This window comes from Pseudomonas sp. Marseille-Q5117 (assembly GCF_946901175.1).
Taxonomy (GTDB): domain Bacteria; phylum Pseudomonadota; class Gammaproteobacteria; order Pseudomonadales; family Pseudomonadaceae; genus Aquipseudomonas; species Aquipseudomonas iranensis.
In genome coordinates this window covers 54834-67820 of record NZ_CAMPPP010000013.1, presented here as the reverse complement: position 1 = coordinate 67820, position 12987 = coordinate 54834, and the positions used below count along the sequence as shown (strand labels likewise).

General features: G+C 60.2%; 9 protein-coding genes and 2 pseudogenes. 10 read left to right on the top strand and 1 reads right to left on the bottom strand.

The genetic code is table 11. From position 1 onward, the window contains the following. The 3 genes from OC605_RS19560 to OC605_RS19550 all read left to right on the top strand — a co-directional run bounded on the left by OC605_RS19560 (position 1) and on the right by OC605_RS19550 (position 4662). Complete coding sequence (locus tag OC605_RS19560; protein WP_262138912.1) at positions 1–2403, top strand: aldehyde dehydrogenase family protein; 2403 nt, start codon at positions 1–3, stop codon at positions 2401–2403. Positions 2404–2477: 74 nt separating this feature from the next. Further along, positions 2478–3758, top strand: coding sequence for a phenylacetate--CoA ligase family protein (locus OC605_RS19555; RefSeq protein WP_186567207.1), 1281 nt, complete (start codon positions 2478–2480; stop codon positions 3756–3758). Continuing rightward, complete coding sequence (locus OC605_RS19550; RefSeq protein WP_262138910.1) at positions 3727–4662, top strand: GNAT family N-acetyltransferase; 936 nt, start codon at positions 3727–3729, stop codon at positions 4660–4662. The genes OC605_RS19555 and OC605_RS19550 overlap by 32 nt, the downstream gene beginning before the upstream one ends. A gap of 45 nt (positions 4663–4707) precedes the next feature. On the opposite strand, the gene OC605_RS19545 is transcribed toward OC605_RS19550, so the two are convergent. Beyond that, positions 4708–5235 carry a hypothetical protein gene (locus OC605_RS19545; RefSeq protein WP_024012886.1) on the bottom strand — a complete coding sequence of 176 codons (528 nt, stop codon included), beginning with the start codon at positions 5233–5235 and terminating at the stop codon, positions 4708–4710. 354 nt (positions 5236–5589) lie between these two features. On the opposite strand from OC605_RS19545, the pseudogene OC605_RS28210 reads away from it, so the two are divergent. The 7 genes and pseudogenes from OC605_RS28210 to glgA all read left to right on the top strand — a co-directional run. After that, positions 5590–6720, top strand: a pseudogene (locus tag OC605_RS28210) (cache and HAMP domain-containing protein); the annotation flags it as partial. Between the two features lie 333 nt (positions 6721–7053). Beyond that, positions 7054–7581 (top strand): annotated as a pseudogene (locus OC605_RS28205) (methyl-accepting chemotaxis protein); the annotation flags it as partial. Between the two features lie 240 nt (positions 7582–7821). Then, positions 7822–8268: a DUF411 domain-containing protein gene (locus tag OC605_RS19535; RefSeq protein ID WP_041480975.1), complete on the top strand. Its 447-nt coding sequence runs from the start codon at positions 7822–7824 to the stop codon at positions 8266–8268. After that, a complete protein-coding gene (locus OC605_RS19530) occupies positions 8268–8702 on the top strand; it encodes a YqaA family protein (RefSeq protein WP_262138907.1) in 435 nt (144 codons plus the stop codon). The genes OC605_RS19535 and OC605_RS19530 overlap by 1 nt, the downstream gene beginning before the upstream one ends. Positions 8703–8788: 86 nt before the next feature. After that, the gene (locus OC605_RS19525) at positions 8789–9835 is read left to right on the top strand and encodes an alpha/beta fold hydrolase (RefSeq protein ID WP_110603361.1); all 1047 of its coding nucleotides are present in this window, start codon (positions 8789–8791) and stop codon (positions 9833–9835) included. Between the two features lie 12 nt (positions 9836–9847). After that, on the top strand, positions 9848–10801 hold the full coding sequence (locus OC605_RS19520; RefSeq protein WP_262138905.1) for a D-2-hydroxyacid dehydrogenase family protein: 954 nt from the start codon (positions 9848–9850) through the stop codon (positions 10799–10801). 589 nt (positions 10802–11390) lie between these two features. Continuing rightward, on the top strand, positions 11391–12977 hold the full coding sequence (glgA, locus tag OC605_RS19515; protein WP_016774645.1) for a glycogen synthase GlgA: 1587 nt from the start codon (positions 11391–11393) through the stop codon (positions 12975–12977). Positions 12978–12987 lie beyond the last annotated feature (10 nt).

The window sequence follows — 12987 nt, the reverse complement described above, 5'->3', positions numbered from 1 at the left end:
ATGTACTTGATCAATGGACAACTGCACGACACTTATAGCCTCGACGACGCACTGCAGCATTTGCAACAGGCATTGCCGCAGCAATTGGAGGCATCACTCGACAGCAGCACGGTGATCAAAACCGTGTCAGCCTTTGCCGAGCATCTGCGCAGCGCTAACGCGGATCTGCCTCTCGACCCTGAACAACGTCAGGCCCTGATCGATTTCTGCCAGCCTGAGGCCTTGCTCTACAAGCGCCAGCGTGAACTCGGCGCGGATGCCGATTCATTGCGCCGTATCGATTATCGCCAGCCGCGCTTCGAAGCCTGGCGTCCGCTCGGACTGGTGGTGCACATCACGCCCGCCAACGCGCCGCTTCTGGCCTTTTGCGCCGTGGTCGAAAGTCTGCTGGCCGGCAACATCAACTGGTTGCGACCCAGCCGCAGCGATCAAGGCCTGACGGCGCAACTGCTGAGCGCGTTGGTAGCGTGCGATGCGAGCGGGCAATTGCCCGGTTACGTGGCGGTTATCCCCGCGAGCTCCGAGCAGACGGGCCAGTTATGCAAGCATGCCAACGGTGTCGCAGCGTGGGGTGGCGAAGCGGCGCTGCAAGCCATTCGGCAACAGTTGGCGCCGGGTTGTCGCTGGATTGATTGGGGGCACCGCATCAGCTTTGTCTATCTCACCCCTGAAGCGACCACACCCGAGGCGCTCGATGCCGTGGCCGATGAAGTCTGCCGCCTGGATCAGCAGGCCTGTTCCAGCCCGCAGTGGGTGCTGGTGGACAGCGACGATCCGCAGGTTTTGTGCGATATCGGTGAACGCCTGGCGCAGGCGCTAAAGCGACGTGCAGGACAATGGCCCGCTTTGTTACCAACGCTTCAGGAAGCTTCACAGATCACCATGCACACGCAAATGGCCAGTCTGGCGCAGAGCTTTGCCGGGCAAACCGGACAGGTCTGGAATGGCTCTGGCTGGCGGGTGATCTGGGCACATAACCGGCAACTTGCGCCGTCGCCGCTGTTTCGTAGCGTGCTGCTGCATCCCGTGCCGATGGCACTGCTGACCGCCACCCTGCAGCCATGGCGCAACGTCTTGCAAAGCTGTGCGCTGGTGTGCGCGCAACCGCGCATTGTCGAGCTGACCCGGACGCTGATCGCAGCCGGGGTTACGCGTATCGCACCGATCGACAGCATTCATGATGGTTACGAGGGCGAGCCCCATGACGGCGTCTATGCGTTACAACGTCTGAGTCGGCGGGTATCGGTGAGTCTGGCGACCGCGCAATTGCCAAGACAGGCCCGTCTCGATGTAGCGCCATTACCGGCGAAGTCGCGCGCTCCGATCATGGACAAAGCGGCCTTCATCGCCCAACCCGTCAATGCTCAGGCGCAGTTGTATTTTCGTTCCGGCGGCAGTAACGGCACCCCTGCGCTGGCTGGCTACAGCTATCGCGATTTCGATCGTCAGATGCGCGCAACGGCTGACGGCCTGTTCGCCGCCGGCCTCGATCCGGCGCGGGATCGGGTCATGAACCTGTTCTACTGTGGCGGGCTCTACGCCGGTTTTCTGAGCCTCAACAAAGCGCTGGAATGCCTGCAGGTGACGCATCTGCCCATGGCCGCCCCGGCCGATGAAGACTATCGGGAAATTGCCCAATTGATCATCGAACAGCGGGTCAATGTGCTGGTCGGCATGCCCGGCACGCTGCATCGCCTGTTCCTCAACGAGCAGGAGCGTCTGCGCGCTTATGGCGGGGTCGAAAAGGTCTTCATGGGTGGCGAGCACCTCAGCGAGCAGAACCGTGAATTGCTGCGCAGTTGTGGCGTCGTGCTCATTCGCTCGGCGATCTACGGCAGCGTCGATGCCGGCCCGCTTGGCCATGCGTGCCAGGCTTCAGCGGACGGGGTGTTCCATTTGATGAATGATATCCAGCAGCTGGAAGTCGTCGCGTTCGATGAGGATGTAACGATTGTCGATGATCAAGTCGGCCGGCTGGTGGTGACCTCCCTCGCCCGCGACGGCGGTCAGATCGTTGAGCGTTATGAGCTTGGCGACACCGGGCGCTGGCTGCCGGGCGTTTGCGCCTGCGGACTGCAGTCGCCGCGCTTCGAACTGTTGCAACGCCACGGCACGCTGCTGCGTATCGGCACTTACTTTATCTCTCTGAGCGAACTGGCGACACGACTGCAAGTTCCGTTTCAGTTGCGTCTGGACCACAGCGCAGAGGGCATCGAGCGGCTGCAAGTGCACAGCGAACTTGCAGCCGACGCGGTCAGGGCACGGCTCGCCAATAATTCGACCCTGATGAGCGCCGTCGACACCGGAGTACTGGTTCTGCACATAGAACAATGCTTGCCCGTGACCTTTATTCAGAACAAATACAGCGGCAAGACGCCGTTGGTCATTGACTCTCGCCGCTGACGTTCGAACGTGAGTTGGCTTATTCGAAACAAGAAGAAGACATCGTGAAAAAAAACGACCCGATTGGCGAATTGATGGGCTTTGTCCGTCAGCATTCGCCCTACTACAACAACTGTCTCGCCAAGGTTCCTGAGGCGCTCAACCGACTGAGTGAATGGCCTGTGCTCGATCCTGCAGGATTCTGGACTGGCAGCGAGAACCTTGATGAATGGGCAGTCTTGACTGCCCCCGTACGGGCTGCGCTGGTCTTCAAGACCGGCGGGTCAACCGGGGGCGGCCGACTGTCGGTCTATACGCGCGCTGAATGGCAACGCACGGCCGAGGACTTCGGCCGCAGTCTCAGCGCGCAATTCAACCCCGGCGACCGAGTAGCCAATCTGTTTTTCGCCGGCGACCTCTATGCCAGTTTCCTGTTTATCCACGATTCCCTGGCCCACGTTACACCGGCTGTCACCGAATTTCCGTTTACCGGTGACGTTGACCCGGCGAGGCTGGCCGATGCCATCGGGCAACACCGGATCAACGTGCTGGCCGGCCCGCCCGCGCAGCTATTGACCTTTGCCGGTTGGCTCAAGCAACACAAGCGGGTATTGCCGATGATTGACAGCGTGCTGTACGGCGGGGAGAGCCTGTTCGCCTCGCAACGGCAACTGCTCCGGCAAGTGCTGCCCAATGCGCGCATTGCCTCCATTGGCTACGCCAGCGTCGACGGTGGATTTATCGGTGCCAGCCACCGTGACTGCATGGAGGGCGAACACCGCACGCCTGACGGCCACGTTCTGCTGGAGATCATCGACCCGCACACAGGGGCACGGATCGATGACTGCGACAAAACCGGTGTGCTGGTATTGACCAACCTCCATCGCCGTTTGATGCCGCTGATCCGCTATCCCGTGGGTGACCTGGCGTGCTGGCGCGAACCGGTGGGCACGGCGCAACGCAAATTCGCGCTCAGGGGCCGCAGCTGTAGCAGCCAGCGCGTGCGGGTCGGGATCCTGTCGCTGATGACGGATGAAATCAGCGACACCGTAAGGTGCACGACTGGCAGCGACGATTGGCAATTGGTGATTGAACAGGTCGACGACAGGGATGTGCTGACATTGAAATATGTGGCGAACGCACGATCGTCCGGCATTGACGGCACACTTGAGACTCGTTTGATCGAACTTTACCCGCAGATAACCCCACTGCGAGACGCTCGACTGCTGGAGCTGCGTATCCAGAGCTGCGGCTTCGAGGATCTCGTGCGCCATCCTCGCGCAGGTAAAAGCCTGCGAATCGTCGATCATCGATGCTATGACCAACATGACAGGGAGGTGCGTGATGGAACCGTTGATCCTGCGCAATTACCGTGAGAGCGACGCCACGGCCGTCAGCGAACTGTTTCGCGAGGTGTACGGCGATCATTACGTGCAAAGCGACGTCTACCTGCCCTGCCTGATCAATCAGAACCACGCAGCCAAGCGCTGGCACTCACTGGTTGCGGTCGAGGGTGAACGGATTCTTGGCCATGCCACTTTGTATCGGCAGAGCGAAAGCTCGCACGATGCCGAACTGGCCTTGAGCGTCGTACATCCCGATACCCGCGGCAAGAACATCGCTACGCGGCTGGGCGCGCAACTGCTGACTCATGCACAGGCGTTGAGTTGTCGCAGCGTTTCGATCAAACAGGTCACCCATCACCCTTACACTCAACGCATGGCGATCAGTCTCGGTTTTCACAACACTGGATTGCTGCCGGACTTTGTCCGTTCGCCCTTCGGCTGCAAAAAACCGGAGTCGATCGTCTTGGGTGTCCGCGCCATAGACGGCTATCAGCGTCCGCTGCCGGAGCAGCCGTGGCCAACCCGCTACCGTGCGTTCATGGAGCGTATGACGGCGGCGTTTGGCTGTTCTCCCAGTGCAGCATGCTGGCGCGGGCCCTCGGTTCAGGTTCAACAACACGGCAATCGCCATGAAATGCTCGTGGAAAAACTCGAACCGGAACTGCTCGATCAGCTGAGAACGTTGCCCGGGCATTGGCTGATTTCGATTCGTTTGCAGCTGTCCCGACAGTTTGCCGTGGATCTGCACAGTCTTAACGCCATAGGTTTTGCTTTCACCGGTCTGGCGCCTGCGCAAGACAATGGAGGAGGCTGGCTGACGTTGTTTCATCGCGGCTACCGCACGCGCAAGCTGACATTGCATTGCCCGCACATGCAGCAGTTACACGACCAGGCACAACGTCAACTCACTGGGCGAGCCATGGCTGCGGTGTAAACAGCCCGAGCCCGCACACGGATGAGCGGGCTTCATCGGCAGATGTCAGGCCTTTGCCTTCAGGCCTTTGTCGGACGGAACTGCCGCATTGCCTTCGCCATAGGTCTTGAGATTCTGCAGGACGTAAATGGCTTTCTTGAATTCGGGAATCAGGCTCTTGCCGTAGTAATTGCCATTGAGACTGTTGGTCTGGATAGCATCGAGCTGCGTGGCGAAATATTCCAGCGCGTTGAACTTCGCCTCCGGGTCTTTCTGCACGCCGAAGCGGTCGAATTTGTCGCCGGCATTGAGCAAGGTGATCGAGGTGATCTCGGAAATCAGGCCGCGCCCGCGCAGGAACTCGCTGAGGTTGCCCAACTGCTTGACGGAGACGTTGGCTGGATCAAAGCCCTTGATCTGCTTGCGCAAACCCTGTTTGTCCATCTCCGCGACGTTAAGCGCATTCGGATCGTTGCCGACCAGGGTCAGCATCTGCTGCACCTTGACGCTCTGCGAAACCTGCTTTTTCGCGCCGGTATCACGGACCATTACGCCCGCCTTGCTTTCCCAGGCGCCGGTATAGCCGATCGTCATGCGAGGATTCCTTGTGCAATGAGCATGAAATGTCCTTGTTCCAACCAATTGAATGGGCGCGAGTATCGGCCGCTTCGCCTGATCCAACCAACCCTTTTGTGCGCTTTTTTACAAATCTCGTACATTCATGACACCGAGCTTAAGGCCCGCAAACATTGCTTCAGCGCCGTCATCAGGATGTAACAACTGTGGCGATTGCGAGGGATGTACCAATCCCGATACCAACCGGTCATCGCCCTGAGTTCTTTCGGCGCGCAAGTACCTAAAGCTTCCGCCCGTAACGACGATACGCTGTGATACCCGCCCTGTTTTATTCCTGCCCTCCAACAAAAACGCCGCTCAAGGATCAGTTCCATGCCCGCACTGCGCACTATTCAGGCTCGCTACACGCTGTTTCTGATTCTGTTCATCCTGCTGTTGTCCGTGCTGACCGTGGTCGGCATCAGCCAACTGGTCGCACCGACCCTGCGCGATACCGAAGAGAAGGTCGTGCTCAACCGCATCGCCGAAGTCGCCGTGCAGATTCAGGGCGAACTGAACAAGGTGCAGGCGCAGCAACGCAGCATCACCCAGACCATCCCCCTGCTCGACAGCGCCGCCATCGACGTGGTGCTGCCAGGGCTGGTGGATCAGTACGGCGAACTGAAAGTCTTTGGCGGCGGTATCTGGCCGTTGCCCGGCCAGCGCGAAGCCGGGCGCAACAAGTTCAGCACTTTCTGGCATCGCGACGCCTCGGGTCAGCTCAAGGTCAATACCTTCTGGAACAGCGACGCCGCACCGAACTACTACGACCAGAGCTGGCACAAGGGCGGCATGGCCACTCCGCGCGGTCAGTGCGCGTGGGCCGCTGCCTATAAGGACGACGCGAGTGCCGAGCCGCGCACCAACTGCGCCATGGCGATCTACAAGAACGGCAGCGCCTGGGGCGTCTCGACCATCGACGTGACCCTGGGCTTCTTCAACGACCTGGTGGCGCGCAAGGAAAAAGACCTCAACGCCGAAATGCTCATCGTCGAGGCTGACGGCAAGATCATCAGTAACAGCTCGCGCATCAGCGGTCCGATCGTGTTGAAGAACATCAGCGAACTCGCGGCCAGCTCGACCTTCATCAATCAGATCAAGACCGGCCTGCAGAACCGCGATAAAGCGCAACGCGTCGAGTTCGACAACAACGGTGAAGACGCCACATTCTTCATGCGCCCTATCGAGGGCACACCGTGGTTCCTCGCCACCGCCCTGCCGACCAAAATGCTCACCGCCCAGCGTGACGATGTGCTCAACAGTCTCAGCCTGATCCAGATACCGCTGGTGATCCTGCTGGTGCTGTTGCAGGTTTACGCGATTCGCAAACTGGTACAGCGCATGAAGGCTCTGAAAGCCAACATCGATTCACTGTCCAGCGGTGACGCCGACCTGACCCGCCGCATCACCATTCGCGCTGAGGACGAACTGGGCGCCATCGGCCATTCGGTCAACACCTTCATCGTCTATTTGCAGAACATGATCGGCGAAGTCACCCAGGCCACCGGCGCCATGGCCTCCAGCCTCGACAATCTGCAACGCACTTCGGCGCACACCAGCCAGATTCTGCTGCGTCACGCCTCGGAAACCGACCAGACCGTCACCGCCATTACCGAAATGAGCTCCACCGCTGAAAGCGTGGCGCAGAATGCCGCTGAAACCGCTGCGTTCACCCAGCGCGCCAATGAAAACGCCGATCGCTCGCGCGTCGTGGTGGGTGAAGCGACCAACAGCGTGGTCGCGCTGATCGACGAAGTGGCCAGCGCTACACACAAAGTTGAAAACATGCAGCAGGATGCCCAGCGCATTACCGAAATCCTCGGTGTTATCGGTGCGATTGCCGGGCAGACCAACCTGCTCGCCCTCAACGCGGCGATTGAGGCGGCGCGTGCCGGTGAACAGGGTCGCGGCTTTGCGGTGGTGGCGGATGAAGTCCGCGCCCTCGCCGCCCGCACTCAGGCCAGCACCTCGGAAATCAACGAGATGTTGACCCGTCTGACCCAAGGCGTCAGTTCCTCGGTCAGCGCCATGGAAAACACCCAGGCCAGTTGCCAGTCCGCCGCTGACGCCACCGCCCGAGTCAACTCGGGGCTGGACGAAATGGCCGGTTCGGTCAGCCACATCAATAGCCTCAGCACGCAGATCGCCACCGCCGCCGAACAGCAAAGCGCAGTGACCGAAGAGATCAACCGCAGCATGGTGCAGATTCGCCACATGGTCGATGAACTGGTGCAGAGCGGCCAGGCCAGCGAGCTGAATACCCGCCAGCTGCTTGAAGCCAACAGCCGCGTGAGTGCGATCATGGGGCGGTTCAAGGTCAGTTAAGCCAACCGCGACCACCGGGATTTTGGCCTTTACGCCAATCCCCTGTGGGAGCGAGCCTGCTCACGAAAGCGATTTTTCAGTCACTGTATCTGCGGCTGGTCAACCGCATTCGCGAGCAGACTCACTCCTGCAATGGTTCGGGTGTTTTGTAGTAACTGGAAACACTCAGTTGATGCCGGGATGGAAAAACCGGTCAAAATGCGTTCTTGCTGACCTCCACCGAGTCGAGAGCCCATTCCCATGCGTAGCCAACTGCGTCTGCTCGCCCTGAGCGCCCTGTTCATCTCCTCCCTGGCGCAAGCCGCCGAACTGATCCCGATCGAAGTGCACCGCGATGCCAATTGCGGCTGCTGCAAAAAGTGGATCAGCCATCTCGAAGCCAATGGCTTCAAAGTCGAAGACCACGTCGAAAGCGACATGAGCAGCTTTAAACAGCAGCACGGCGTACCACCGCGTCTGGCGTCCTGCCACACGGCGATCATCAATGGCAAATTCGTTGAAGGCCATGTGCCGGCCGATCAGGTGCTTGCGTTGAGCAAGCGCGACGATCTGCTGGGTGTGGCTGCACCGGGCATGCCAATGGGCTCACCGGGCATGGAAATGGACGGCATGAGCGACGCGTATCAGGTCATCGGCCTGAAGAAGGACGGCGCGGATGTGGTAGTGGCGGACTACCCGGCCCGTTGATGGGGGCAGCCTACTTCGGCCTGTTCTTTGCTGCGTTTGGCGCGGCGACATTGTTGCCGTTGCAGTCCGAGGCGCTGCTGGTCGGCCTGATCGTCCGCGAGCGTTACTGGCTGTGGGGTTTGCTCGCGGTGGCGACGCTGGGCAACGTGCTCGGTTCGCTGGTCAACTGGTGGCTGGGACGGGGCATCGAGCGGTTTCAGGATCGACGCTGGTTCCCGGTCAGCCCTGAGCACATGGCCAAGGCGCGCAAGCACTACGAGCGCTATGGGCATTGGTCGCTGCTGCTCAGTTGGCTACCGGTGATCGGCGATCCGCTGACCTTGATTGCCGGCGTCATGCGCGAACCGCTCGGGCGCTTTCTGTTGATCGTCACCCTGGCCAAAGGCGTGCGCTATGGCGTGCTGGCCTTGCTGACCCTGGGCTGGCTCGGTTGAACCAACCTTCGCTGTGATTGCCTTTGTTTAACGTCGGCGTAATCCCGACCTTCCAGAGTCGGCCAATTTTCAAGGAGTTTGTGCTTATGTCCGTCACGCTTTCCCGCTGGCTGCCCGGCCTCGTCCTCAGCGCTGCCCTGCCATTAATGGCGCACGCAGCCACTGAAACCGCCCCCGCCGAAGGGCCTGCCTATGGCCCGGAGCTGCAAGGTTTCCAATACCCCTACACGCTTAAACACTTCGCCTTCGAATCCCAGGGTCAGAAACTGCAAATGGGTTACATGGACGTCGCCGCCAATGGCAAGGCCAACGGCCGCACCGTGGTGCTGATGCACGGCAAGAATTTCTGCGCGGCGACCTGGGACAGTTCGATCAAGGCCTTGAGCGACGCCGGCTACCGCGTGATTGCGCCGGACCAGATCGGCTTCTGCACCTCCAGCAAACCCGAGCACTATCAATACAGCTTCCAGCAACTGGCGACCAACACCCAGCAATTGCTCAAGGCGTTGGGCATTCAGAAAGCCACTGTGCTCGGCCACTCCACCGGCGGCATGCTCGCCACCCGTTATGCGCTGCTGTTCCCGGAGCAGGTCGATCAATTGGCGATGGTCAACCCGATCGGTCTGGAAGACTGGAAAGCCCTCGGCGTTCCGTATCGCACCGTCGATCAGTGGTATCAGCGTGAGTTGAAGGTCACGGCCAAGGGCATTCGCGACTATGAGCGCACCACTTATTACGACGGCCGCTGGAAGCCCGAATTCGATCGCTGGGTCGACATGCTCGCCGGTCTGAGCAAAGGTCCGGGCAAGACCCAGGTCGCGTGGAACTCGGCGCTGATCTACGACATGATCTTCACCCAGCCGGTCTACTACGAGTTCAAGGACCTGAAGATGCCGACCCTGTTGCTGATCGGCACCTCCGACACCACCGCCATCGGCAAGGACCTCGCACCGCCGGAAGTCAAAGCGAAAATCGGCCACTACGAGGTGCTCGGCAAACAGGTCGCCAAGTTGATTCCGCAGTCGACGCTGATCGAATTCCCGGGCATGGGCCACGCGCCACAAATGGAAGAACCGGAGAAATTCCATCAGGCGTTGCTCGGTTGGCTGGGCAAGACTCCTTCCGCTCCATGATGAGGTAAGCCGATGACGGTGCAGATTGCAGTGATCGATGACTGGCAGGACGTGGCACGCGACGTGGTCGACTGGTCCGTGCTGGAGAGCATCGGTGAAGTGACCTTTGTGCATGATTACCCGGCCGACAACGCGACACTGGCCGAGCGCCTCGGCCAATACGAGGTGATCTGCGTCATGCGCGAACGCACGCGTTTCGACGCCGACTTGCTCGGACGCTTGCCCAATCTGAAGTTGCTGGTCACCGGCGGCATGCGCAATGCGGCGCTGGACATGCCGGCCGCTGCAGCGCTGGGCATCAAGGTCTGCGGCACCGACAGTTACAAACATGCCGCACCGGAACTGACCTGGGCGCTGATCATGGCGGCCACCCGTGATCTGGTGAAGGAAGCCAATGCCCTGCGCGCCGGCCAGTGGCAACAGGGCCTCGGCGGCGATCTGCATGGCAAGACCCTGGGAATCCTGGGTTTGGGCAGCATCGGCCAGCGGGTCGCGCAGTTCGGCCAGGTGTTCGGCATGCGGGTGATCGCCTGGAGCGAGAACCTCACCGCCGAACGCGCGGAACAGGTCGGCGTGACGTACGTCAGCAAGCAGCAATTGTTCGAACAGGCCGACGTGCTGTCGGTGCATCTGGTGCTCAGCGAACGCAGTCGCGGTCTGGTTGATGCCCAGGCGCTGGAGTGGATGAAACCGAGCGCGCTGCTGGTCAACACTGCTCGCGGGCCGATCGTCGATGAAGCGGCGTTGATCAAGGCGCTACAGAAACGGCGCATTGCCGGGGCGGCGCTGGACGTGTTCGAACAAGAGCCTTTGCCGGCCCTGCACCCGTTTCGCACGCTGGACAATGTCCTCGCTACCCCCCATGTGGGCTATGTCAGTCGGCAGAATTACGAACAGTTCTTCCGGCAGATGATCGAGGATATTCAGGGTTGGGCAGCTGGGGAGCCGGTGCGTCTGTTGAATTGATTCCATCACTTTAAAGTTCAGTTGCTGCAACAGGCCTCTTCGCGAGCAGGCTCGCTCCCACAGGTTGTACGCGTTCCAATGTGGGAGCGAGCCTCTTGCGAAGGTCTCATCTCAGATACCGCTCTGAAATACCCTCGCACCACAACGGTGCAACCGGCCCGTCCCCTAGCACAAAACCGTGACTACCCAGTCACCGTTTTGGCCCACTCCGACCGAAAAACATGCCCTTCGTCGGAGCGTTTCCGCTCCTGAACCCTCGCTTACATCCCGACACAACCGATTGTCGAACAATTTACCCATTTGCCCCGACCCGCTCTAGGATCTGGCCTAGACTCATTTTTCAGTGGCCAAACCACTCGGTCATACCGACGAAAAAAAGTCGAAACTTTTGCTTCACGCCACAGGTCATCAGAACAACTGGGCGAAAGCGACTGGTGTAATCCTTGCAACGGCCTCACCACCCATTCTGCTTGCGCGTGTTGGGTCAGCATTTGCTCACCGATGCGTGGCGCCTTTGCGCCCGGCCACAGGACTTGGCCACGAAACAGCTTGTTCGAGACAAGAATCAGATCACACACGGGAGATACATATGATCAGTGCGGCATTGGATATTCAGGGAGAGCGTGCTCACCAGTCGCTTGGAGAATCGAGCACCATCAGTGTTCCCGGCAGCCGACAGATCAACGTACCCGGCACCAAGACGCTTGCTCCTGTAGCAAGCCAGAATCCCAACAAGAAAAAAGTGTTGTTCGTGACTTCGGAAATCGCCGATCTGGTCAAGACTGGCGGCCTCGGTGACGTCTCCGCCGCCCTGCCCCGGGCCATGGCCCATCTGCATGATGTGCGGGTGCTGATCCCCGGTTATCCGCAAGTGGTGCACAGCGAAAACCCGATTCACATCATCGGCGAACTGGGTGGCCACGCTGCGCTGCCACCTTGCAAGATCGGTCGCATGGACATGCCCGATGGCCTGGTGATCTACGTGTTGATCTGCCCTGAACTCTACGAGCGTGAAGGTGGCCCTTACGGCGCCAACAACGGTCGCGACTGGCCGGACAACCATATCCGCTTCGCCCGTCTCGGCCTCGCCGCTGCCGACATCGCCGCCAACCTTGCGCAAATCCACTGGCGCCCGGATCTGGTGCACGCCCATGACTGGCCGGCTGGCCTCGCGCCCGCTTACATGCACTGGCGCGGGCAGCGCACGCCGACCCTGTTTACCATTCACAACCTTGCCTACCAGGGCGTTACCAGCCTCGGTTCCTGCCCGGAGCTGGGGATTCCCACCCATGCCCTGCAACAGGAAGGCATGGAGTTCTACGGCAAGATGTCGTTCCTCAAGGCCGGCATGGCCTATTCGAGCCACATCACCACCGTCAGCGCGACGTATGCGCAAGAAATCACCACCCCGGACTTCGGCTGCGGCCTCGACGGTTTCCTTGCCGCCAAGACCCAGCAAGGCCTGCTCAGCGGTATCCCGAACGGCATCGACGAGAGCTGGGATTCGGCGACCGACCCGCACCTGTTCGCCCCGTTCGCCATCGGCGACTGGGAAGGCAAAGCGGTCAACGCCGCCCACGTCCGTGAGCTGTTCGGCCTGAATGACTCTACCGGCCCACTGTTCGCCGTGGTTTCGCGCCTGGTCTATCAGAAAGGTCTCGACCTCACCGAAGCGGTGTCCGAGTTCATCGTGCAGAACGGTGGTCAGATCGCGATCATTGGTCGCGGCGAGCCGGAAGAAGAGCAAGCCATGCGTGAACTGGCCCTGCGCTTTCCTGGCCAGATCGGCGTGCGCATCGGCTTCAACGAGACCGATGCCCGACGCATGTTCGCCGGCAGCGATTTCCTCCTGATGCCTTCGCGTTACGAGCCATGCGGCCTGAGCCAGATGTACGCCCAGCGTTTCGGCTCGTTGCCGGTCGCGCGCAACACCGGCGGTCTGGCCGACACCATTGAAAACGGCGTCACCGGTTTCCTCTTCGATGAGTCCACCGTTGATAGCTACAAGGAAGCCCTGAGCCGCGCGTTCAAGGTCTTCGCCTTCCCGGAACTGCTCAATGCCATGCGCTGCCGCGCCATGGCTGCACCGTTCAACTGGAGCAAAGCGGTTGAACCGTACGCCGAACTTTACGAACAACTGGTCGCCAAGGCGTTGGGTAAAGCCAGCCACAAATAACCAGGGAGTT

Bases quoted from the DNA above. Each gene is read 5' to 3' on its own strand.
- OC605_RS19555 (WP_186567207.1), top strand. From the start codon at position 2,478: ATGGGCTTTGTCCGTCAGCATTCGCCCTACTACAACAACTGTCTCGCC.
- OC605_RS19530 (WP_262138907.1), top strand. From the start codon at position 8,268: ATGGGGGCAGCCTACTTCGGCCTGTTCTTTGCTGCGTTTGGCGCGGCG.
- OC605_RS19525 (WP_110603361.1), top strand. From the start codon at position 8,789: ATGTCCGTCACGCTTTCCCGCTGGCTGCCCGGCCTCGTCCTCAGCGCT.
- glgA (WP_016774645.1), top strand. From the start codon at position 11,391: ATGATCAGTGCGGCATTGGATATTCAGGGAGAGCGTGCTCACCAGTCG.
- OC605_RS19560 (WP_262138912.1), top strand. From the start codon at position 1: ATGTACTTGATCAATGGACAACTGCACGACACTTATAGCCTCGACGAC.
- OC605_RS19520 (WP_262138905.1), top strand. From the start codon at position 9,848: ATGACGGTGCAGATTGCAGTGATCGATGACTGGCAGGACGTGGCACGC.
- OC605_RS19545 (WP_024012886.1), bottom strand. From the start codon at position 5,235: ATGACGATCGGCTATACCGGCGCCTGGGAAAGCAAGGCGGGCGTAATG.
- OC605_RS19535 (WP_041480975.1), top strand. From the start codon at position 7,822: ATGCGTAGCCAACTGCGTCTGCTCGCCCTGAGCGCCCTGTTCATCTCC.
- OC605_RS19550 (WP_262138910.1), top strand. From the start codon at position 3,727: ATGGAACCGTTGATCCTGCGCAATTACCGTGAGAGCGACGCCACGGCC.